Below are 22,967 nucleotides of genomic sequence, written 5' to 3'. Positions count from 1 at the left end.
AAGTCTCCCACTCGGCTGCGAGGCCAGCCTTCTTGCCTTTTGCGAGGCCATGTCGCAAACAACGCAGTGACAAACAGAGATATCGAGCAATGACCGACTTCGTCCAAGCGCGCCGCACCATGGTGGATTGCCAGATTCGCCCCAATGACGTGACCGAGGCGCGCGTCGTGGATGCCTTCCTTGCCGTGCCCCGCGAGACTTTCGTGCCGGCCTCCAAGCAGGCCTTGGCCTATCTCGATGCCGATCTGGCCGTGGGTGGGGAGACGGGCGAGCGCTTTCTCATTCAGCCGATGTATCTGGCCAAGCTCGTTCAGGCCGCTGGCATCAAATCCACCGACACGGTGCTCGATATCGGCACGGCCACTGGCTATTCGGCTGCGGTTCTGGCTGAACTCGCCGGAAAAGTGGTGGCGCTGGAGAGCGACGAGGGGCTTGCGGCCTCGGCAAAGACCGCCTTGGCTTCCTATAGCAACGTGACGGTGGTGAACGGCCCACTCGAGCAAGGCGTGGCCGGTTCCGGCCCCTATGACGTGATCCTGATCGAAGGCGCCATCGAGGAAATTCCTGAGGCTCTGTTCGCCTCTCTCAAGGAGGGCGGCCGCCTCCTCGCCGTGGTCGGTCGCGGCCGGCCCGGGCGTGCTACCATCTTCGTCAAGGTCGGGTCGGACCATACCGGCCGTATCGCCTTCGATGCCTCCGTGCCGGCTCTGGCGGCCTTCATCAAGGCTCCCGCCTTTTCATTCTGACCATCAAAACAGCATGTTAGGAGAAAATTAACCATTAATTAACCAAACCCGGGGTTCACTGTCTCTTTTTTGCTTCAACCTCGGATTTATCGCTGGGCAGCCGAAATCAGTTGTTGGTGAAAGCTGCCTGACAGGCTATTTTTTTAAAAAATATGGCGGTTTGTCCGCCTCTTTTGATTTGGGTCGGGTCGAGTCATGAAAACTGTAAGCGTATTTTCGTTATTGGCTGCAAGTGCTTCGCTTGTTTTCTTCATGGGCGGAGCGCAGGCTCAATCGCTGCAATCGGCCCTTGCGCAAGCCTATTCGGCCAACCCCACCTTGAATGCCCAGCGCGCCGGCACCCGGGCCAATGACGAAACCGTGTCGCAGGCGCTCAGCGGTTACAGGCCCAACATCTCGGCCTCTGCCAGCATCAGCGCCGAACGGGATTTCACCAAGTCGTTGCAGGGGAGTCGGTCCAACGCCACGCGATTTCCGCGCGGCGCCGAGGTCACGGTAACGCAGAATCTGTTCAATGGCTTTCAAACCGCCAATTCGGTGCGCGCTGCCGAGTCGGGCGTGCTCGGCCAGCGCGAGACGCTGCGTGACACCGAGCAAGCGGTGCTCCTTAACGGAGTGACGGCCTATATGAACGTGCTGCGCGACGCGGCACTGCTCAATCTGCAGAAGAACAATGTCGAGGTGCTCGAGGAGCAGCTCAAGCAGACCAAGGACCGCTTCAATGTCGGCGAAGTGACGCGCACTGACGTCGAGCAGGCCAATTCCGGCCTTGCGAATGCTCAGTCCCAGCGGATAGCCGCCGATGCGCAGCTCAAATCGTCGGTCGCCATCTACCGGCAGATCATCGGCTCCCAGCCCAAGAAGTTGCAGCCGGTCAAGGTGCCGCGCCTGCTGCCGAGGAACCAGAACGCCGCGATCCAGGCCGGACTTTCCAACCATCCCGGTATCACGGCCGCGCTTCACGCGGTCGACCAGGCCGCTATGCAGGTGAAGGTCGCCGAGGGCGCGCTCTATCCCACTCTGAATGCCCAGGGTTCGTTCTCGCACAATTACGAACCATCCGGCGCGAAGATGGGCACCTCGGCCTCGATCGGTGCCTTCCTCTCCGTGCCGATCTATTCGGGAGGCGGCGATTATTCCAAGATCCGCCAGGCCAAGGAACTGCTCGGGCAGGCGCGCATCCAGGTTGACGTCAACCGCGAGCTCGTGCGCTCCAACGTCATCCAGGCCTGGGGCTCCCTGGACGGTGCCCGCGGCGAGATCCAGGCCTTCCAGGCAGCCGTCAACGCCCAGGGCGTTGCGCTCGCCGGCGTGCGCGAGGAGGCCAAGGTCGGTCAGCGCACCACCTTCGACGTCTTGCAGCAGCAGCAATTGCTCTTGCAGGCGCGGGCCAGCCTGATCCAGGCCCAGCGCGACCAGATAGTGGCTGCCTATACCGTGCTGTCGACCGTCGGAAAGCTCAACGCCACGGCGCTCGGCCTCAAGGTTGCTCGTTACAACCCCACCACGCATTACGATCAGGTGCGTGACAAGTGGATCGGCACCGATATTCCGGATGGGCGCTAAGTAGCACCTACCCACAGGAAGATGACGGCAACGCCCTCCGCGTCCTTGCGATCGGAGGGCGTTCTTGTTTGAAGTTGAAAGCATGTGCGTCATGGGGGCAGGGCGCGCTTGATGTGGAAGGAGCAGCCCGATGTCGTCACCTACGCGGGCAGATCCGCCTCGTACCCTCAAGGAGCCCTCGATGGACGAGATTCTCAGCTCCATTCGCCGCATCATTTCGGATGATCCGCCGCCGGCAAGGCCGGGACGCCGCGCTCCGTTGGAAGCCTCCACTCAGGAAGAACCGTCGGCCCCTGCCGCCCCGTCCGAAATTTCCTCCGGCCCGATCGCAGCCAATGTCGATCGCGGGCCGGCTCCTTTGCTTTCGGCCATGTCGGAATCGGAGACGGCATCCGCCTTCGCCTCGCTGAACCACACGATATTCTCCAAGAATGCACGCACCATCGAGGACGTGGTGCAGGAAATGCTGAGACCCATGCTGCAGAGCTGGCTCGATGCCCATCTGCCGACCCTTGTCGAACGATTGGTTCGCCAAGAAATCGAGCGCATTTCCGGCCGGCAGTGACAGGCTCTTCAGGGGCTCTGTCACAAACTGTCAGGCATTTTGATTTCTCACTGCATTCACGAAGCCCTAAATCCCTCGCATCTAGAGTTCGTCTCGAATCGATGAAGGGTAAGGCGTATGTGCGGTATTGTCGGTATTCTGGGTAAGGAAGCGGTTGCGCTGCCCCTGGTGGATGCGCTGCGACGCTTGGAATATCGCGGCTACGACTCCGCCGGCATCGCGACGCTGGAGGAGGGAGCCATCACGCGCTGCCGGGCCGAGGGCAAGCTGCGCAATCTGGAAAGCAAGCTCGATCGAAATCCGCTCGCTGGTGTCATCGGCATCGGCCATACGCGGTGGGCGACCCATGGCAGGCCGACTGAAGAGAACGCCCATCCGCATGCCACCGCCCGAGTCGCGGTGGTCCATAACGGCATCATCGAGAACTTTCGCGAGCTGCGCGAAGAACTGAGCGCCGAAGGCGCGCGCTTCCAGAGCGAGACCGATACGGAGGTTATCGCCCATCTCGTCAACCGCGAGCTCGATCGCGGCCTGCCACCGATCGAGGCAGTGCATGCCAGCCTGCGGCGCCTTCGCGGGGCATTCTCACTGGGCTTCCTCTTCGCTGGCCACGACGATCTCATCATCGGTGCGCGGCTGGGGTCGCCGCTGGCGATCGGCTATGGTGAGGGCGAAATGTTCCTCGGCTCGGACGCCATCGCGCTGGCTCCCTTCACCAACACCATCGCCTATCTCGAAGACGGCGACAGCGTCGCCCTGACGCGTGGTTCGGCAACCATCTACGATGCCACCTTCAAGCGCGTGCACCGTCCGATCCAGAAATCGCAAGCGTCTGCCACCGTCGTCGACAAGGGCAATCACCGGCATTTCATGGCCAAGGAGATCCACGAGCAACCGGAAGTCGTATCCCATACGCTGACCTCCTTCATCGACATGGTCGGCGAGACCATCCGGCTGCCCGAAGATCTGCCCTTCGACTGGAAGGACCTCAACCGCATCACCATCTCGGCCTGCGGCACGGCGTCCTTCGCCGGCATGATCGCCAAATATTGGTTCGAACGTTATGCGCGGCTGCCGGTCGAAGTCGATATAGCCTCCGAGTTCCGCTACCGCGAAGCCCCGCTCGACAAGGGAGGTCTTTCGATCTTCGTATCTCAATCGGGTGAGACGGCCGATACGCTCGCGGCGCTGCGCTATTGCAAGGAGCAGGGCCAGCACACGCTCGCCGTCGTCAACGTGCCAACCTCGACCATCGCTCGGGAAGCCTCGGTAATGGTCCGCACCTTGGCGGGTCCGGAGATCGGCGTCGCTTCCACCAAGGCCTTCACCTGCCAGCTCGCTGCCTTGGCGGGCCTTGCCATCGGCGCCGGCAAGGCGCGCGGCGCCCTGTCCGCCGAGGAAGAAAGCGAGCTCGTCCATGCCCTGATCGAGGCGCCGCGCCTGATGGCTGAGGCGCTGCGGCTCGAGCACGAAATCGAGACTTTCTCCAGGGATCTCGCCAAGGCCAAGGACGTACTCTATCTCGGTCGTGGCACCAGCTTCCCTCTTTCCCTTGAAGGCGCATTGAAACTCAAGGAAATCAGCTACATACACGCAGAAGGTTATGCTGCAGGCGAACTGAAGCATGGCCCGATCGCCCTGATCGACGAGACCATGCCCGTGGTGGTGATCGCGCCTTTCGACGCGATCTTCGAAAAGACCGTCTCGAACATGCAGGAGGTTGCCGCACGGGGCGGCCGCATCATCCTGATAACCGATGAAGCTGGGGCAGCGGCGGCTGCCATGGCGACGCTGAAGACGATCATCCTGCCTTCGATGCCGGCGATCGTGACGCCGCTGGTCTATTCCATTCCGATCCAGCTGCTCGCCTATCACACCGCTGTGATCATCGGCACCGACGTCGACCAGCCACGCAATCTGGCCAAGAGCGTTACCGTCGAGTAGGAATGCTCACGGGCACCGCCTGATTGGACCGATTGCACAAATTTGCATCGACAGGCGGTGATGAGGGCGTGCTAGAGCAAAGCGCGTTGAGGCGATGGCGCTCTTTTGCTCCAGCTCTTTGTTCGAACGCGTCTTTGCGATTCTTGGTGATTCCACCAAATCGCAAAACGCTATAGAAGCGTGACATGGTACGAGATACGCCTCCCCACACGGTAATGCCTGCCGGTCCGCCTCAGCGGGCCAGTAGATTTGGCGGCTTGCACAGCTATTTCCTCACCGGCCTGGTGGTCACCGGGCCGGTTGCGATCACGCTCTACCTGATTTGGACCTTCATTCAGTGGGTCGATGGCTGGGTCAAGCCATTCATTCCCGCGCGTTACCTGCCCGAGACCTATCTCCCTTTTCAGATCCCGGGCTTCGGCCTGGTCGTCGCAGTCATCGGCCTCACCCTGATCGGCTTCTTCACCGCTAATCTGGTCGGCCGCACCTTGGTGCGTCTCGGCGAGAAGATCCTCGACCGCACCCCAGTGGTACGCGGCATCTACAAAGCCCTGAAACAGGTATTTTCGACCATCTTTTCCCAATCGGGCACATCCTTCCGAAAGGTCGGACTGGTGGAATTCCCGCAGGGCGCCTGGTCGATCGTCTTCATCTCCTCTGAGCCGAGCCCCGTGGTCGAGGCGAGGCTGCCGGGCGGCAACGACGGAGCCTGGGTTTCCGTCTTCATGCCCTGTGCGCCCAACCCGACGACAGGCTTCTTCTTCCTGCTGCCGAAATCAAAGGTGATCGAATTGCCGATCAGCGTCGAGCAGGCCACCAAGCTGGTGATCTCGGCCGGCCTGATCCAGCCCGAACAATTGCCGGTTCCCGAGGACCTGCGGCCGAACTGAAAAAGGCTCGCCGCTGCTGGCCCCTTCGAGGGGTTTACGGCTCGAGCAATGCGTTGTTCCAAGCTATCCCGAGTGTGGCGGCGAGATGTTCCTGGGCGCAGGCCGCGATGTCGGCTTCGTCGGTGACGCGCTGACCATTGCGTTGGAAGTGCAGGGCATCCTCACCGGCTTTGGCCTTGAGATGAGCGAGCAGTTCGGCACGGGTCCGCGAGCCGTCCATCACGGGCAGGATATGCTGGGCCACCACGCCGAGATCGAAATTCTCATGACGTCGGTTGACGGTGCGCGTGCGGCCGCTGGCAGCATCCTTGCGAGCAAGGACGGTCGCCTTGGGGCGGTCTCCATCCGCGGCGCCGATATCAACCGCCATCGTAGATGCGACCATCAGCCCGGAAAGAACGCCTTGCAGCAAGGCGCCGCGGATCTCATTCCGCTCCTCTTGGGTGAGTTTCTTCTTATCCGAAGTTTCGATCTCCGCGATAAGCTGGTGAAAGTTCGAGGTCGCCGGCTTTCGGGCCGCGACCCGTTCGAAAGCCTTGCGAACCGCCTCGACCCGCGTGCGGATCTGCCGGCCTCCGCGATTCTCGAAGCAATAGGGCATGTCCGCTTCGCTCGAGGGAACTTGCGTAATATCGGCTAGCAGATGCAGATCCTCGATCCGCTGCGGGTCGATATTCCGCTTTGTCGCTGCTGCACGGGCCGGCGGGATCAACAGGGTCTGCCGGAAGGTCCGGCCTGTCACGACGTCGATATAATTCTCGGTCGAGAGCAGGGTGTTGCCACCCAGCATCCGCAGGGCCTTGGCAGCCTCCGGCCCGAAATTCTCGGGCACCATCATGTGCAGGTCGGCCTCGCCGAGATAGGCGAGTTGATGCTGGCCGGCCGCATACATGAAATCATGGAAAGAGCAGGGGGCATTGTCGAGTTCCAGGAACTCATGGGCCAGATAATCGTCCGGCACCTTCTGCAACTGCGCGACGCCTTCCTTGACCGCGGCGCCATAGGGGCCGGGTGGCGCATGCTCCGCCAGGAAGCCCATGAACTCCCGCGCCTTGGCGATGCGTTCACGCAAATTGCTGGCCTGGCCGACATGGGCCATCAAGGCATCGCGCAGGATCTGCTTGGGCCGCCAGCCCGGCAGCACGTTGAAGCTGACATAGGCAATGCCCTGGAATTCGAGATATTTGGAACAGATATCGAGGATCGCATGGCGCACGGGCTCCGGCACCCAGGAATAGACGCCGTGGCAGACGATGAAGTCGAAGCGATGATCGGGGCCTTCGAAGAAGGCTATATCCTGTTGGCGCAGCTCGATATTGGTCAAGCCAAGCGCCTCGATACGCTTGCGGCCATCGGCGATCTGGATGCCGGAAAGGTCTATGCCCAGAAAGCGGCCTTCTGGATGGGCCGCGGCCAGGGGAATGAGATTGCCGCCGCTCGCACAACCGATCTCGAGCACGCGCATTCTGTCGAGGTTCGGCATTTCAAGGCCGAACAGCCGCGCCACAGCCGCAAGTCTTGCCGGATGCGTCTGCGGAAAGGCATTGGAGACATAAGGCAGTTCGTCATAGCTCGCCTGCGTCCTGGCCTGAGCCTCTGCGAAGTTGGACGGGTGAGCACCTGAGGTCATTGCGATATCCCCTGCATGAAGACTGGAACATCCCGGCAGATTACATGCCCGCTTCCCTTACGCTATCCCGAACGTAGCAGACGCACAGCTTCATCGCGTTCGAACAGATAGAGCAGGGTGCGCAGAGCCTCGCCGCGTGGCGAGACGAGCTCGGGATCGCGGGCCAGCACCAGCCTGGCGTCGTCATTGGCGGGGGCGAGCAGATGACGGTGGCTGTCGAGATCGGCGACCCGGAACCCCGGCATGCCGGACTGACGCGTGCCGAGCACGTCGCCTTCGCCACGCAACTTCAGGTCCTCTTCGGCGATGCGGAAACCATCCTCGGTCTCGCGCATGATCTCGAGTCGCTTGCGTGAGACCTCGCCAAGCGGCCCCCTGTAGAGCAGGAGACAGGTCGACTTATCTGAGCCGCGCCCGATACGTCCGCGAAGCTGGTGGAGTTGAGCCAGGCCGAAGCGCTCGGCATGCTCGACCACCATCACCGTGGCCTCCGGCACATTGACGCCGACCTCGATCACAGTGGTCGAAACCAGGACACGCAGATCGCCCGACACGAACCGGGCCATCACCTCGTCCTTGGCCGTGCCTTTCATCTGCCCGTGGAGCAGACCGACCTTGTCGCCGAAGAGGGAGGCAAGATGGGCGAAGCGATCTTCGGCCGCTGCGACATCCAAAGTCTCGGATTCGGCGATCAGAGGACAGACCCAATAGGCCCGCGCGCCGGTCTGCAACAAGCGCCCCAAGCCATCAACCACCTCGTCGAGCCGTTCGAGCGAGATCAGGCGTGTATCCACCGGTTTGCGTCCGGCCGGCTTCTCACGGAGCTGAGAGGAGTCCATGTCACCGAAATAGGTCAGCACCAGGCTGCGTGGGATCGGGGTCGCCGTCATCACCAGCACGTCGACACCAGCATTCTTGCGGCTCAAGGCCAGGCGCTGATGCACGCCGAAGCGATGCTGCTCGTCGACGATGGCAAGGCCGAGATCCCGAAACTCGACGTCCTCCTGGAACAGCGCATGCGTCCCCACCGCGATGTCGATGCTGCCTTCCTTCAACGCAGCCTGCATGCGCGCACGTTCGCGCGCCTTGTCGCGCCCGGTGATCAGGCCAATGCGCAAACCGGCGGCCTCGGCAAGGGGCTGGATGGTGGCCAGGTGCTGGCGAGCGAGGATTTCAGTCGGCGCCATCAAGGCCGCCTGCCGCCCTCCTTCCACCATGGTCGCCATCGCAAGCAGAGCGACCACCGTCTTGCCGGAACCGACATCACCCTGCAGCAGTCGCAGCATGCGGGTCGGGGCCGCCATGTCGGCCCGGATATCGGCCAGCGCCGTAACCTGGCTCGCCGTCAGCTTGAAGGGCAGGGCAGCCTCGATCCGAGCCGCGATCATTCCAGTCCCGGTGACGGCGAGCCCCGGCAATGCCTTGTTGTGCGTACGCACCATGGCGAGTGCGAGTTGCGAGGCCAGGAGCTCATCATAGGCCAGCCTCAATCGGGAAGCGGAATCCGGTGCGACCGCCTGCGGTGTCTCTGGCGAATGCAGAGCGGCCAAGGCCTCGCGAAATCCCGGCCAGCGCTGCGCCTTGAGCCAGGCCGGGTCCTGCCACTCGGCAAGTTCGGCGGTTCGGGCCAGGGCTTCCTGCGTCACCTTCTGGATCTGGCGCGGATAGAGCCCTTCGGTCAGCGGATAAACCGGCTCGACCAGAGGCAGGGATTTGAGTCCTTCCTCATCGACGATCCGATCGGGATGCACCATCTGGCGCATGCCATCGAACAGCTCGATCTTGCCGCTGAGCCAACGCCGCTCGCCAACGGGCAGAGCGTGCTCGATCCAGCTCGTCTGAGCGGCGAAGAAGATGAGCGTGAGATCCCCGGTGTCGTCCTGGACATAAACCCGGTGGGGGCCCTTGCCCCCACTGGGCCGGTGGCGTTCCACCATAATCTCGACCATCACCAATTCGCCGATCGGCGCATCCACCAATTTGGGACGGCGGCGGCGGTCGAGGACGCTGGCCGGCAGGTGCAACAAGGCATCAACCACCCGCGCGCCCACCGGCTCCGCGCCTCCGAGGAGACGGGTGAGCAGCTTCACAAGCTTCGGCCCGACCCCTGGCAGGGATGAGACGGAAGCGAACAAGGGTGTCAGAATCGCCGGACGCATGAAGGCCTCACCGGTTCTTTTGGCCGGATGGAAAGCAGGAGGCAAGCTTCAGCCGTTCGAAAGAGTGGATCTTCTTCGGAGCGCGGACTTCCAGTCCGCTCTTGGAACCGCAGCGTTCGCGGAAGAAGGAAGAGCCGACTGGAAGTCCGCGTTCCAACCTGCGCCTCCCACTCAAAAGGTGATGCACTCCAGGACCCTTTTGGTGACGATCGCATGCGTGTGTTCGACATCCCTGGCCGCGTAGACGAGGGTCGCGACCTTGTCGCCGATCATGCGCCGGAGTGCGATGACGGCCTCACTGTTGTGCGCGAGCTCGCTCTCGTAGAGGGCCTGAAATTCCCGCCATTTCGCCGGATCGTGACCGAACCATTTTCGGAGTGCCGGGCTCGGCGCCACGTCCTTGGCCCAGATGTCGATATGCGCCTCCTGCCTGGATAGGCCGCGCGGCCACAGGCGATCGACCAGGATGCGCAGACCATCCTCAGAAGCGGGCGGATCATAGGCGCGTTTCAATCCGATCGGCATGGTGGCTCCCGGTCACCTTCCATTCCCCCCTCTGGGATTTGACCGCACGGATGATATTTCGATCTTCCATGGTTCCCACAGGCCTTCGGACTCTCTATACAGCGTGCCAACAGGAACTGGAACATGTCCGGAACGATACGTACTTCTGAGGAACTTGACCCGCGTCGGAGACGGATCGTCTACCGGGCCTGGCATCGCGGCTTTCGCGAGATGGACCTCATCATGGGCAGCTTCTGCGATACCATCATCGTCGAGCTGTCCGAGGACGAGGTCGGTGACTTCGAAACGCTCATCGATGCCCCCGATCACGAGCTCTACGCCTGGATCAGGAGCGCTGAGCCCGTGCCGACCGAATTCGATACGCCTGTGTTCCGGCGGTTGCGCGATTACCATTTCACCATGAAACCGATGTTTGCATGAAAGCCGCGGATCAACTCGCTGGGGTTCTGAGCCGCCCCGGCGGCCAACTCGTCTTCTCCAACTGTGCTGATGGGCAGGACGGGCTCGTCCTGGCCGACCTCGCGCGCACACTGGTTGCACAGGCCCGCGAGCGACCGGCCGCCATCCTGCATATCGCACGCGACGGCGGCCGCTCGGCCACTTTGGAAGCGGCCCTTCAGTTCTACGCGCCCGAGATCGACGTCATCAGCTTTCCCGCATGGGACTGCCAACCCTATGACCGGGTCTCTCCCAATGCCGCCGTCATTGCCCGGCGCATGACCGCGCTGTCGCGGTTGGCGACCACACGGGGCGGAGACCGGCCTCGTATCGTGCTCACCACCGTCAATGCCGTGTTGCAGCGCGTGCCGTCCCACGATCTCATCGCCGCCCAATCGCTCTCTGCCGCGCCCGGCAATGCCGTCAATATGGACCGGCTGTCAGCATGGCTTGAGCATAACGGCTATCTGCGTTCCTCCACTGTGCGCGAGACCGGCGAATATGCCGTGCGAGGCGGCATTCTCGACCTCTACCCGCCAGGCTTGGCCATCCCGGTGCGTCTCGACTTCTTCGGCGATACGCTCGAATCCATCCGCAGCTTCGATGTCGAGACGCAACGCTCCCAGACGCAACTGCGCATGCTCGACCTCGTGCCGATGAGCGAAGTCCAGCTTACCACCAAGACGATCAAGCGCTTCCGCCAGGCCTATCTTGCCGAATTTGGTGCCCAGACACGCGGCGATCCACTCTATGAGGCGATCTCCGAAGGCCGGCGCTATGTCGGCCTGGAACACTGGCTGCCGCTGTTTCACGGCAAGCTCGACACGCTTTTCGATTATCTGCCCGAGGTTCCTGTCGCTCTCGATGCCCTGGCCGAGGATGCCGCCGGCGAAAGATTGGCGCAGATCAAGGATTATTACGATGCCCGCCGCGAGGTACTGGGCAAGCCTGGCGAGACCGTGCCCTACAAGCCGCTGCCGCCGGACCGGCTCTACATCGCGCCCGAGGAGTGGCGCCGCCGGCTGCACGAGTTCGTCCCTGGCGCGCATGACGCCATTCTCGTCTCCCCCGCGCCCGGTCGGGAAATCATCGATTGCGGTGGTCGTCAGGGCCATAATTTTGCGGCTGAACGCGCCGCCGAGGACGCCAACGTCTTCGATGCCGTGGTCCGTCACATCCGCACTCTGCAGGCCGCAGGGCAACGGGTGATCGTGGCAGGCTGGACCGACGGCTCGCGCGAGAGGCTCGGTGCCGTCCTCGCCGATCACGGCCTCACCCAGGCCAAGCCCATCCCCAATTTTGCTCGCGCCTTGGCACTGCCAAAAGGCGAGATTGCGCTCGGTGTGCTGCCGCTCGAAACAGGCTTCGAGACAGCCGACTTCGCCATCATCTCGGAACAGGACGTTCTCGGCGACCGACTGGTGCGCCGTGCAGGCAAGCGCAAGCGCGCGCAGAACTTTCTCACCGAGATTGGTACCTTGTCGCCCGGCGATATCGTCGTGCATGTCGAGCACGGCATCGGGCGCTTCGTCGGCCTGCAGGCGGTGACTGCCGCGGGTGCACCGCATGATTGCCTGGAAATCCACTATGCAGGCGGCGACAAGCTGTTCCTGCCAGTGGAGAATCTGGAGCTGCTGTCGCGCTATGGATCGGAAGACGCCGAAGCGCAGCTCGACAAGCTCGGCGGGCGCGGCTGGCAGGAACGCAAGGCGCGCATGAAGAAGCGCATCCGCGAAATGGCGGGTGAGCTGATCAAAATCGCTGCGGCACGCGCTTTGCGCGAGGCGCCCAAGCTGGTGCCGGCCCAGGGCATCTATGACGAATTCGCCGCGCGCTTCCCCTATAGCGAAACCGAGGACCAGCAATTCGCCATCGACTCCGTGCTCGAGGATCTGGCATCCGGCCGCCCGATGGATCGCCTGGTTTGCGGCGACGTCGGCTTCGGCAAGACGGAAGTGGCTCTGCGCGCCGCCTTCGCCTGTGCGATGACGGGCCGGCAAGTCGCCGTCGTGGTCCCCACCACGCTGCTCGCCCGCCAGCATACCAAGACCTTCGCCGACCGCTTCAAGGGGCTACCCGTCAAGGTGGCGCAGCTCTCGCGCTTCGTCCCGGCGGATGAAGCCCGCAAGATCAAGGCGGGCCTGGTCTCGGGCGATGTCGACATCGTGGTCGGCACGCATGCATTGCTGGCCAAGACCATCGCCTTCCGGGATCTCGGCCTGCTGATCATCGATGAGGAGCAGCATTTCGGCGTGGCCCACAAGGAGCGCCTCAAGCAATTGCGCTCCGAGGTGCATGTCCTGACTCTGTCGGCGACGCCGATCCCGCGCACGCTGCAGCTCGCACTGACGGGCGTGCGCGAATTGTCGATCATCGCTACGCCGCCCGTCGATCGCCTGGCCGTGCGTACCTTCGTCACGCCTTTCGATGCCGTGGTGCTGCGCGAAGCGCTGATGCGCGAACGCTATCGCGGCGGCCAGAGCTTCTTCGTCGTGCCTCGCATCGAGGACATTGCCGACGCCAAGGCCTTCCTCGACGAATATGCGCCGGAGGCCAAGGTCGCCATCGGCCACGGCCAGATGGCTGCCGGCCAGCTCGAAGACGTGATGACGGCCTTCTACGAAGGCAAATACGACATCCTGCTCTCGACGACGATCGTTGAATCAGGTCTCGACATTCCCACCGCCAACACGCTGATCGTTTGGCGGGCCGACATGTTCGGCCTGGCCCAGCTCTACCAGCTGCGGGGGCGCGTGGGGCGCTCCAAGACCAGGGCCTATGCCCTGTTCACCCTGCCGGCTAACCGCACCATCACGCCCGGCGCCGAGCGCCGGCTCAAGGTGCTGCAATCGCTGGATACGTTGGGAGCGGGCTTCCAGCTCGCCTCGCATGATCTCGACATTCGTGGAGCCGGCAATCTGCTGGGCGACGAACAGTCCGGCCACATCAAGGAAGTCGGTTACGAGCTTTACCAGCAGATGCTGGAAGAGGCCGTCGCGGCCCTCAAGGACGGTGGCGTCGAGACCGAGGTTGAGGAACAATGGTCACCACAGATTACCATCGGTACGCCGGTGATGATCCCCGAGGATTATGTCCCGGACCTGACATTGCGCCTCAGCCTCTATCGCCGCCTGTCCTCCCTGGATATCGACGCCGAGATCGACGCGTTCGGCGCCGAACTGACCGATCGCTTCGGCGAGCGGCCTGATGAGGTCGACCAACTCCTCAAGCTGATGTCGATCAAGGCCCTGTGCCGGCGCGCCAATGTCGAGAAGGTCGACGCCGGCCCGAAAGGCGTGGTGGTCTCCTTCCGCGACAATGCCTTCGCCAACCCCGACGGGCTGGTGCGCTACATTGCCGAGCAGGGCTCTTTCGCCAAGGTCCGCCCGGACATGCGCGTCGTCTTCCAGCGCGATTTCGACAAGCCCATCGATCGGCTCAAGGGTACGGCCGTCATTCTCAAGAACCTCGCTCGCATCGCCGAGATGAAGAAAGCCGCCTGATCGGATACAATGATGGCAAGTTCCTCCCTCTCTTCCGTCGAAACTCCCTTCGTCCAGATTGATCTCGACATCGCCGAACGCAACATCGTGCGGCTCCAGGCCTATTGCGACGAACACGGCCTCAGGCTGCGGCCGCATATCAAGACGCATAAACTGCCGCGCCTGGCCCGCTTCCAGGTCGAGCAGGGCGCGGTCGGCATTACCTGCCAGAAACTGTCGGAGGCCGATGCGATGACCGACGGCACCGGCCTCGACGATGTGCTGATCACTTATAATCTTGTTGGGGAGGCCAAGCGCGAGCGCCTGCGGGCACTTTCGGAGCGCATCCGTCTCAGCGTCGTGGCTGACAGCGCCGTTGTCGTCGATGAATTGGCGGCAGCCATGAAGGGAACCGGGCGCAAGCTGACCGTGCTGGTCGAGTGCGATACCGGAGCCCGGCGCTGCGGTGTTCCAACGCCGGAAGCGGCTGCGGAACTGGCAAACCGTATCGCGGCGTCATCCGAGCTGCATTTCGGCGGCCTGATGACCTATCCGCCGGTCGGCGGAACAGAGGCCGTACAGGATTTCATGCAAAGAGCGAAATCCTTGATTGAAGCTTTTGGAATTCCAGTCGAAACAATCACAAGCGGCGGATCTCCCGACATGTGGCGGGCGCATGAGGCCTCCATCATCACCGAATACCGGCCGGGGACCTACGTCTATAATGACCGTTCCCTTGTCGCCCGTGGTGTCTGCGGCTTCGATGACTGTGCCCTCAACGTGGTCGCCACAGTGGTGTCGGTGCCCGACCCGCATAGGGCCATTATCGATGCCGGTTCGAAAGTCCTGACCTCCGATCTGCTCGGCTTGACCGGGCATGGTCATGTCCTCGGCCGACCGGACATCGCGATCGACCAGCTCTCGGAAGAGCATGGCCGGTTGATCAGCGAGCAGCCGATCGCCCTTTCAGTGGGCGACCGCGTGCGCATCGTGCCCAATCACGCCTGTGTGGTCGCCAATATGCTGGATTTCGTCGTCCTCTGTCGCGGCGATGCCCTCATCGGTCCCGAGCCCGTCGCCGCGCGCGGCCGCGTCTGGTGAGCGAGGCAGATCGCAACGCGGTTTACTCAAGCACCTTCCGTAGGTTGCACGACCTTTGTCATTGCCGGGCTTAATCCGGCAATTCAGGTTCCCCCTCCGAGACGCCGGATGCCCGGGTCAAACCCAAGCATGACAAAAGTCGGCGTTTCTCCTGTAAGTAAAAGGCATTGGAGCGAAAAGGCTTCATGCCGCCTGAAGTCAAGCGGCTCCCGCGAGAGGGCGGCTGAGCTTTGCCGGGTCGATACTCTGCCCGCGATCGTGGGCCTGAGCCGGTTCGTCCATGCTCATGGGCTTGCCATAGCGTGCACCCGTCACCTCAAGGAGACCAACGCCTCGATCCACGGATCCGGAAGCGGGGTAGGAGGTCGACACCCAACCCTCCGCTCCGAGGGGATAGGAGGCCTCCCGCTCGCTGACGTCGAAACCGACACCCGGCACCTGCTGGCCACGCAAGGCCAGATAACCGCTCTCCTCGACGCTGGCCTCGACGAGCGGCAAGGCAGTATCCTCCTGACCCGCAACCGTTACCGCGAGTCCAAACCCGCCGTCATTCAGCGCGCGCATCGGCACGATGCCGATCTCGCCGAGCACGGCAAAATGGGGAACCGGGCAGGGGGCATCTACTGGCACGATGGCAGTATGCGGCGCCCGCGCGAGGCCGGCAACCTTTTCGAGCTTGCGGCTGTCGAACAAACCGTCGGAGAGGCCCGCACGCAGGACCGCGTCGGGCAACAGAGCATGGGTAACGCCGTGCATCGTCATCTGGACGGCAAAGACCGTCGCGTCGAAAGCTTGGTGCAGAATGAGCTGGCAGCCGGTGCTGAGCCATGTCACCAAGCCACCCGCAAGCCCCGCGAGCCCCGACGGAGCCATCGGACAAAGCAGACGCGAGGTTCGCGACAGACCGAGTTCCGCTACCAGCACCGAAGCGGCCGCATGCCATTCACGATGCGTGCGGGCGACGGCGAAGTCCCCGTCCGCGCCCCGGTCGATCGTCATGATCGCCAGGTTTTCCTCAGGGCGCTCGCGCCGCGACAGGCGGGTGATCACGCCCGTGCGGGGATAGCCGATGCAGTCCTCGAAAGAGACGGTCCCTCCCGGCAAATCCGCCCCGAAAGCCCCGATGAAACGAATATCGGCGATGGATTCGTCGACGAGGTGACGCAGTGGCCGCAAGGATTGGACATCGCCCATGCGCCGCGCCGCGAGGATCGCCTTGGCGTTCAGCCTCTCGGCGACGCCGACGATTTCAGCCGGCGAAAAATCGATCGGAACGATTACCGCCACGAGGCCCGCCCGGATACAGCCGAGCAGTGCGATCAACGTATCCGTCACGTTGAGCCCCTGCACGCAGACCAGCGCCTCGCTGGGCAACCCCATTTCGAAAAAGCGGCCGGCGACCGCGGAGACGGCAGCATCGACCTGGTTCCAGGTCAGTCTGCGCGGTGCGCCATCGGCCCAGAGGGGGCGGTCGGGCGCGTCGATCAGGGCCAGCATATCGCCGGCTCGCTGAGCGCTGAGACGCAGCATCTGGTCGAGGGTAGGGGGGGCGAGGGCAATCCTGGGCGTGATGTCTGACGTCATGGGGCCTCAGGGGGTATTCACAGGGCACGAATCAGATCCAGGTGAGTCTAACCCTGGATGACGGCAAAGCCATAGCCGGTTTGACAGCCCCGGTCGTCCCATCCGCGAGCACCATCCACACTTTGAGCAGATGCCCATTCCGAAAGCCCATGCACTCGGGAACATCCGTCATCAAAGCATTTGGTCTGTCCGGCCCGGCGCTCCATAATCGTGGACATGATTCCCGGTCAAAAACTCCTCACGCTTCTGCGCGACATCGCCGCCGACAAGCGCCTCGCTTTCATGCTGTTGCTCGGCTTCAGCTCGGGCTTGCCCTTCCTGCTGGTGTTCTCGACACAATCGGCCAGGCTGCGTGAGGTCGGGATCACACGTACCGACATTGGCCTGATGTTTTACGCGACGCTGTTCTACAGCATCAAATTCCTCTGGGCTCCCTTGCTGGAGCGGTTCGACCCGCCCGTGCTGGGACGGATGGTCGGCCGGTGGCGCGGCTGGCTGCTGATCACGCAGATGGGCATCATCCTGGGCCTGTTCGGTCTCGCCAGCAGCAATCCGGCAAGCTCGCTGGGAATGACGATATTCTGGACAACCGTCACCGCATTCTTTGCCGCCAGCCAGGACGTGGTGATCGACGGCTGGCGCATCAACGTCATCCCGCGTGACCGCCAGGGCATCATGCTGGCGGTGTCCCAGCTTGGCTATCGCATCGGCATATTGTGCGCGGGAGCCGGCGCCCTTTATTTGGCTGAATATCTCGACTGGCAGGCGGCTTACGCCACGATGGCCGCATTGATGCTCATCGGCATCATGGCTGCCTTGTTTGCGCCCGATCCGCCAGCTGTCGAGAAAGAAACCCTCACGGACAAGCTCATTTCTGTATTCGAGGATGACAAGGCTCCCGGCCCGCAGAGCACATCCAACCGGCCAGATTGGCTGACCGCTTACAAGGAAGCGCTGAGCGACCTCTTCTTACGCCGCGGTTGGATCCTCGTGCCAATCATGTTGCTCATCGCGCTTTATCGCCTGCCGGACTTCCTGGCTGGCGTGATGTCCAACCCGCTCTATATCGATCTTGGCTTCTCCAAAGCCGAAATAGCCAATATTTCGAAGATTTATGGCTTCGCCATCGGCCTGACCGCTCCCTTTGTGGGCGGCTTTTGCATCTGGCGCTTTGGCCTGATGCCCTCGCTGCTTTTTGGAGGCATTGCCGCCGCCACCTCACATTTGAGTATGGCTCTTTTGGCAGCCAAGGGAGCGGATTCGAGCTATCTGGCTTTGGCGGTGAGCGTCGAAAGCTTTGCAGGCGGCTTCGCGGGAACGGCGCTGATGGCCTACATGTCCTCGCTGACGTCGCCCGCCTATGCCGCCAGCCAGTATGCCCTCCTGAGTTCGCTTTACGCCCTGCCAGGCAAGTTGCTGGCAGGCATGTCGGGGAAAATGGTCGATCTGTTCGGCTATTCCGTCTTTTTCTCGGCGACGTCGACGATCGGCTTGCCGGTTGCGATCCTCTGCCTGATCGTCTGGCGCTCGGCGGACAAGGAAGCCCCTGGCCACTCGAAGGAAGAACAGGAACAAGCGTCACTGGCGGGCGAGGGAGGGCGCCGTTGAGGCGCGCTGGCGTACGGCAAGCGAATCGCTGCTCTAGAGTAGGCAAGACGGTTTGCTTCCTGCGATTTTCGCAACTCGAATGCCAGATATAGCGGCGCTGGTCACGTTTTCTTCAATTTGTCATGCACAAGCTGCGACACCGTCGCCATAGGTTGTTTTCGAGGCTGGAAACCAGTGCCCGCTTCGTTTATGGACCTTTCCTGAAATCGTCATCTCGGTGCCTTCGTCGGCGATGAGAGACATTCAGCTTCATTGGTGCGTTGCCGACCCCGCGCTAGCCCAGCGCGTTGCGGCGGCGGACTTAGGACCCAAGGATTTTGCATGATGTCGTTCCGCCTCCTTGCGACTGCAGCTCTTGCGGCGCTCAGCCTCGCGGTGACACCCGCATTGGCACAAGAAACGCCTGCCAAGCCGGCCGCGCCCGCCACGAAGCCGAAGGCACCTGCAGCCAAGCCGGCGCAAAAGCCTGCAGCAGCCGCGCCCGCGGCAGCAGCGGCCGCCGCTGAGCCCGTTCCCGGCCTGGAAGGCGCGACCACTCCCGCCATCTCCAGCTCCCAACCTGACTGGGTGAAGCTGTGCCAGGCCGACCAGGCCAAGAAGGAAATCTGCCTGACCCGTCGTGACCTGCGGTCCGATACGGGGCAGACGATGATGACCGCCATCCTCATGCAGAACGTCACCGACAAGAAGCAACTCCTGCGCCTTGTCCTGCCCGTCGGCGCCCTCATTCAGCCTGGCGTCGGCCTCTATCTCGACAATACCGCTTTCGCCAGCGGCAAATATGCCGTCTGCTCTCCCGAAGGCTGCCTGGTCGAACTGCCCATCGACGAGGCCCAGCTCAAGGCTCTTCGCGGTTCCAAGACCCTGGCGATCGCCTTCAAGACCCCCAACCAAGGCGTGCAACTGCCGCTCGGCACCGAGGGCTTTGCCAAGGCGCTCGACAACAAGCCGCTCGATCCCCAGTCGATCGTCGACGAGCAGAAGAAGCTGCAGCAGCAATTGCAGGATGCCGCCGAGAAGGCGCGCCAGCAGCTCAATGCCAATCCGGCGCCTGCTCAATAAGACCGCCTGGAGCAAAGCGCGTTCATGACTGAACGCTTGTTTGCTCTCACTCTTTGGTTCGACGCGTCTTTGCAATTCTTGGCGCGACCGCCAAATCGCAAAACGCTTTAGGAACAGGAACCCAGATTATGCGAAACTCACTGATCGCTGGCACCGCGGCAGCCTTGATCCTGTCGGCCGGAACCGCGCTGGCCCAGCAACAGCCCCAGCCTGCTGGCCAGCAGCCCGAATTGCCCAAATTCGACCAGCCCGAATGGACCAAGATCTGCGCCAAGACCCCGGACGGCAAGGACACCTGCCAAACCGTGCGCGATCTTCTGGCACCGACTGCAGCCTGGATGATGACCGCGCAGGTCGGCCAGGAGAAGGGCGGCAAGCCCAAGCTCACTGTGATCATTCCGGCGGGCGTTGTCCTTCCGCTGGGTGCCCGCGTCCTCGTCGATGACCAGACCCTCGACACTGCGAAATATCGCATCTGCACGGGACCGAGCTGCATCGCCGATATGCCCCTGAGCGACGCGAATGTCGCCAGCCTCAAGAAGGGCAAGAAACTGAAAGTGCAGGCGATCACCTTCCAGGGCCAGCCTATCGGTATGGATATCGGCCTGGATGGCCTCGGCAAGGCTCTCGATGGCCAGGGCATCGACCAAGCCGGTTATGCTGCCAAGCAGAAAGACTATGGCGAGAAGTTGCAGGCTATATTCCAGCCCCTCATCGATGCCCAGCGCAAGCAGCAGCAACAGCAGGGCGGCGGCGCCGCACCGGCCACACCGCCGGCTCAGCCGGCAGCGCCCGCGCAATAACATGACAAAAGGCCGACCTTCGGGTCGGCCTTTTCATATCGGAAACCGACCGGCTCACCCTAGATTGCGAAGGTCGCCGATGCTCTCCAGGCTGAGGGGCGTATCAGTGGCGCGTACCTGGTTTCAGCCGGTATCCACCCTCATTATCGCGGTCGAATAGCTCATCGATCTGCGTGTTCCGAACCGGACTGCCGCTGTCGTCGATCACCAGATTCTGTTCGGAGACATAGGCGACATATTCCGTCTCCTCATTCTCCGCGAACAGATGATAGAAGGGCTGGTCCTTGGAAGGGCGCACATCTTCCGGAATGGACTGCCACCATTCTTCCGTATTGGAGAATTCCGGATCGACGTCGAAGATGACGCCACGGAACGGATAGATGCGGTGGCGTACCACTTGACCGATAAAGAACTTTGCTTCCCGCGCTTTATTCATACGCTATTCAATCGTCATTTGCGCTCGGCAAACTTGCAATAGTGGTGCCTGCAAGCCGGGCGATACCGAAGCCCGCCACAACCGAACGAGCCTGCTATCCCGTTACCAGAATAGCAGTATTATCGTCAAAGTCGTCGAATATTTCATTAATTTCACACGCGAAACGGCGGACGATGCAGTTGCCGTCATCCCCAGCGTCGGTGTGCCCACATCCATTGTTCGGGATGCTCGCGGATCCACTGCTCGAACAGGACATGAATTCTGCGCGTCGCTTCGGCAATATCGGCATCGCGGTCGGCGGTACGCGGCACATCGATAACCTCAGCCTCGATATAGAAATGCACACCGCCCGTGCGCACGCAACGCGCAGCGATCAGCTCGGCATCGTTGCTGCGCGCCAGCAAGGCGGGGAAGGGCGTAGTGGGGGCAGGGCGGCCGAAGAACGGGATCATGATGCCCCGGCGATCCCGCAGATCCGCCAGCAAGGCGACCGCACCGCCGTCTCGTACGATGCGCATCAATTTACGCGCAACGTCGTTGCCCTTGGGGAACAGACCGCGCGAATAACGATCTCGGCGGGCCAGCATGACATAATCGTCAACCTTGGGGTTCTTCATGCGCTGATAGACGCCCGCTGCCTTGATGCCGCGTACCAGGGTCGGATAGATCACCAGCTCCCAATTGCCGGTATGCAACGAGACGAAGACGCAGCCCCTGCCGGAGGTTTTCAGCGGATCGAGCTGGAGGCCGGCGCGGTCATCGATGCGGCCGGCCCGGACGATGCGTTCGCTGATCAGCGCTTCGGCGAAGGTCCGGCCGAGCTGCATCCACATGGCCCGTGCGATGGCCTCGATCTCTGCCCGCGATTTTTCGGGATAGGCCGCCGCAAGTTGGCGGAGGGCGCGCTCATGACGGCGCAGATGCGGCGCGACGAGGCGCCAGATCGTCCCCATCAACCAGGATCCGAAGTCGATGGGCAATATATGCAACACGCCGGTAAGGCCACGCAATGCACTGTATTCGAAGGCGTATTTGATCCGCCGCATACGGCGTCGCCACCCCTTTTCGTCTGCGCCGCTCGTCACGATGCCTTCCGTCATTCTTACGATTTGTACGTCCCGCCGGCCATTGAAACCAGAAGCGGGAAGAATTCAATGCTCGGCTGCGCGAGCGAGCCCCTGGCGCATCATGACCCGTCTCAAGGGACCGACCCGCTCGAGCGCATAGAGCCCGAGGCCACGCAGGCCCTGCAGGGGGAAATGCCCTGACAGCAGCGAGCGGTTCAACAGATCGACTGCCGAGTGACGGGTCCCGATGTCGAGCCGCCTTGCCCTGGCATAAGCTTCGAGCACGCTGGCTTCGCCGGGATCGCGGGCTCCTTCCAGGGACCGGGTTCCTTCTAAGCACTTGGCCAGGGCCGCGATGTCGCGCAGCGTGAGGTTGAACCCCTGCGCCCCGATCGGGGGAAGCACATGTGCGGCCTCGCCGATGAGGGCGACCCGGTCGGCGGCCTGCGTTACCGCCACCACCGCGCTCATCGGCCAGAAGGATCGCCGGCCGTCTACCTGAACATGGCCAAGCAGTGCATGGCTCTGGATTTCTATGGCTCGGGAAAGGGCGGCATCATCCATCGCCCGTAATTCATCGGCCTTTTCGGGGGAGACCACCCAGACGAGGCTGGCCCGCTGTCCAGGCAGCGGCACAAGGGTGAAGGGACCGGACTCGGTATGGAACTCGGTGGAGATATCGCGATGTGTCCGGCCGATCTTCAGATTGAGGGCCAGCGCGACCTGGGGATAGTCGTGGCTCCGCGTTTCGATCCCGGCAGCCTGCCGCACGAGGGAAGCGCGCCCATCGGCTGCGACAATGAGATCGGCCGCAAGATCAGGCTGCCCGTCGAGTTTGAGAACGAGGCCGTTTGCGCCGGGTGCGGCGCCATGCACCCGCACCGGCAGATGTTCGACACCGGCCTCATGCAGGCGCGCCTGAAGTATCCGGCTCAGAGCGCCATTGGGAATGTTCCAGCCGAAGGCTTCCAATCCGATCTCCTCGGCCTGGAAGGCGATCGGACGGGCACGCAGGAGGCGCTGCGTCGCATCGACGATGGACATCACCCGCAGCGGCGCCGCCTCGGGATGGCCCGCCATCCGAATGCCGGCCTTCGCCAGGGCCTGGATGCTGCCATCGAGCAGAGCCGTGGTGCGGGTATCGCCGGCATTGCCGGGTGGGCCGACCAGGGTGACCTCGAGGCCTTTTGCGGCAAGGACCGCGGCGCAGGCCAAGCCTGCGAGCCCAGCTCCCACGATGACGATCGGACGATGATTTGATTCACGATTGGCTGGCATGATGGCTAACGGAATTAGCGCTCCTTGAAGCGGACGTCACCTGTTTTCCGGATGCCGAATGCCGAGCGCAATTGCACCGGATC

Annotated in this window: 18 protein-coding genes; 11 read left to right on the top strand and 7 right to left on the bottom strand. The window is 62.4% G+C overall.

Annotated elements, in window-relative coordinates; all coding sequences use genetic code 11:
• The first annotated feature begins 89 nt into the window (after nucleotides 1-89).
• From ACR9ZN_RS10465 to ACR9ZN_RS10445, 5 genes are all read left to right on the top strand, one after another.
• Nucleotides 90-746 (top strand): protein-L-isoaspartate O-methyltransferase family protein, encoded by a 657-nt coding sequence (locus tag ACR9ZN_RS10465; RefSeq protein ID WP_454813930.1) that lies wholly within the window; start codon nucleotides 90-92, stop codon nucleotides 744-746.
• Between the two features lie 252 nt (nucleotides 747-998).
• Nucleotides 999-2,312 carry a TolC family outer membrane protein gene (locus ACR9ZN_RS10460; protein WP_434956404.1) on the top strand — a complete coding sequence of 438 codons (1,314 nt, stop codon included), beginning with the start codon at nucleotides 999-1,001 and terminating at the stop codon, nucleotides 2,310-2,312.
• Between the two features lie 130 nt (nucleotides 2,313-2,442).
• Nucleotides 2,443-2,877, top strand: coding sequence for a PopZ family protein (locus tag ACR9ZN_RS10455; protein ID WP_454813928.1), 435 nt, complete (start codon nucleotides 2,443-2,445; stop codon nucleotides 2,875-2,877).
• A gap of 117 nt (nucleotides 2,878-2,994) precedes the next feature.
• Nucleotides 2,995-4,821, top strand: a complete 1,827-nt coding sequence (gene glmS / locus ACR9ZN_RS10450; RefSeq protein ID WP_481272177.1) for a glutamine--fructose-6-phosphate transaminase (isomerizing) — start codon at nucleotides 2,995-2,997, stop codon at nucleotides 4,819-4,821.
• A gap of 185 nt (nucleotides 4,822-5,006) precedes the next feature.
• A complete protein-coding gene (locus ACR9ZN_RS10445) occupies nucleotides 5,007-5,711 on the top strand; it encodes a DUF502 domain-containing protein (protein ID WP_434956401.1) in 705 nt (234 codons plus the stop codon).
• Between the two features lie 34 nt (nucleotides 5,712-5,745).
• On the opposite strand, the gene ACR9ZN_RS10440 is transcribed toward ACR9ZN_RS10445, so the two are convergent.
• The 3 genes from ACR9ZN_RS10440 to ACR9ZN_RS10430 form a co-directional block, all read right to left on the bottom strand.
• The gene (locus ACR9ZN_RS10440; protein WP_481272176.1) at nucleotides 5,746-7,341 is read right to left on the bottom strand and encodes a class I SAM-dependent methyltransferase; all 1,596 of its coding nucleotides are present in this window, start codon (nucleotides 7,339-7,341) and stop codon (nucleotides 5,746-5,748) included.
• 62 nt (nucleotides 7,342-7,403) lie between these two features.
• Nucleotides 7,404-9,500 (bottom strand): ATP-dependent DNA helicase RecG, encoded by a 2,097-nt coding sequence (gene recG, locus ACR9ZN_RS10435; RefSeq protein WP_481272175.1) that lies wholly within the window; start codon nucleotides 9,498-9,500, stop codon nucleotides 7,404-7,406.
• A 171-nt stretch (nucleotides 9,501-9,671) separates the two neighbouring features.
• Nucleotides 9,672-10,025, bottom strand: a complete 354-nt coding sequence (locus ACR9ZN_RS10430) for a DUF488 domain-containing protein (RefSeq protein ID WP_481272174.1) — start codon at nucleotides 10,023-10,025, stop codon at nucleotides 9,672-9,674.
• Between the two features lie 123 nt (nucleotides 10,026-10,148).
• Between ACR9ZN_RS10430 and ACR9ZN_RS10425 the strand changes: the two genes are divergently transcribed.
• From ACR9ZN_RS10425 to ACR9ZN_RS10415, 3 genes are read left to right on the top strand one after another with little or no spacing between them, the layout of a single operon-like run.
• Nucleotides 10,149-10,445 (top strand): FAD assembly factor SdhE, encoded by a 297-nt coding sequence (locus tag ACR9ZN_RS10425; protein ID WP_434956397.1) that lies wholly within the window; start codon nucleotides 10,149-10,151, stop codon nucleotides 10,443-10,445.
• Complete coding sequence (mfd, locus tag ACR9ZN_RS10420) at nucleotides 10,442-13,966, top strand: transcription-repair coupling factor (RefSeq protein WP_481272173.1); 3,525 nt, start codon at nucleotides 10,442-10,444, stop codon at nucleotides 13,964-13,966. The genes ACR9ZN_RS10425 and mfd overlap by 4 nt, the downstream gene beginning before the upstream one ends.
• Nucleotides 13,967-13,978: 12 nt before the next feature.
• A complete protein-coding gene (locus ACR9ZN_RS10415) occupies nucleotides 13,979-15,046 on the top strand; it encodes a D-TA family PLP-dependent enzyme (RefSeq protein WP_434956395.1) in 1,068 nt (355 codons plus the stop codon).
• 198 nt (nucleotides 15,047-15,244) lie between these two features.
• On the opposite strand, the gene ACR9ZN_RS10410 is transcribed toward ACR9ZN_RS10415, so the two are convergent.
• On the bottom strand, nucleotides 15,245-16,630 hold the full coding sequence (locus ACR9ZN_RS10410; protein ID WP_434956394.1) for an AMP-binding protein: 1,386 nt from the start codon (nucleotides 16,628-16,630) through the stop codon (nucleotides 15,245-15,247).
• 216 nt (nucleotides 16,631-16,846) lie between these two features.
• On the opposite strand from ACR9ZN_RS10410, the gene ACR9ZN_RS10405 reads away from it, so the two are divergent.
• The 3 genes from ACR9ZN_RS10405 to ACR9ZN_RS10395 all read left to right on the top strand — a co-directional run bounded on the left by ACR9ZN_RS10405 (nucleotide 16,847) and on the right by ACR9ZN_RS10395 (nucleotide 20,103).
• On the top strand, nucleotides 16,847-18,238 hold the full coding sequence (locus tag ACR9ZN_RS10405; RefSeq protein ID WP_481272172.1) for an AmpG family muropeptide MFS transporter: 1,392 nt from the start codon (nucleotides 16,847-16,849) through the stop codon (nucleotides 18,236-18,238).
• Nucleotides 18,239-18,559: 321 nt separating this feature from the next.
• On the top strand, nucleotides 18,560-19,300 hold the full coding sequence (locus ACR9ZN_RS10400; RefSeq protein WP_434956392.1) for an invasion associated locus B family protein: 741 nt from the start codon (nucleotides 18,560-18,562) through the stop codon (nucleotides 19,298-19,300).
• Between the two features lie 128 nt (nucleotides 19,301-19,428).
• A complete protein-coding gene (locus ACR9ZN_RS10395) occupies nucleotides 19,429-20,103 on the top strand; it encodes an invasion associated locus B family protein (protein ID WP_434956391.1) in 675 nt (224 codons plus the stop codon).
• A 103-nt stretch (nucleotides 20,104-20,206) separates the two neighbouring features.
• On the opposite strand, the gene hspQ is transcribed toward ACR9ZN_RS10395, so the two are convergent.
• From hspQ to ACR9ZN_RS10380, 3 genes are all read right to left on the bottom strand, one after another.
• Nucleotides 20,207-20,539 (bottom strand): heat shock protein HspQ, encoded by a 333-nt coding sequence (gene hspQ / locus ACR9ZN_RS10390; protein ID WP_434956390.1) that lies wholly within the window; start codon nucleotides 20,537-20,539, stop codon nucleotides 20,207-20,209.
• A gap of 185 nt (nucleotides 20,540-20,724) precedes the next feature.
• Entirely contained in the window at nucleotides 20,725-21,624 is a 900-nt protein-coding gene (locus tag ACR9ZN_RS10385; protein ID WP_441772982.1) for a lysophospholipid acyltransferase family protein, read from the bottom strand.
• A 66-nt stretch (nucleotides 21,625-21,690) separates the two neighbouring features.
• Nucleotides 21,691-22,884: a UbiH/UbiF family hydroxylase gene (locus ACR9ZN_RS10380; RefSeq protein ID WP_481272171.1), complete on the bottom strand. Its 1,194-nt coding sequence runs from the start codon at nucleotides 22,882-22,884 to the stop codon at nucleotides 21,691-21,693.
• Between the last annotated feature and the right edge of the window lie 83 nt (nucleotides 22,885-22,967).

Source organism: Labrys sp. HAY1-8F (genome assembly GCF_056754975.1).
This window is presented reverse-complemented; position numbering and strand designations above follow the sequence as displayed.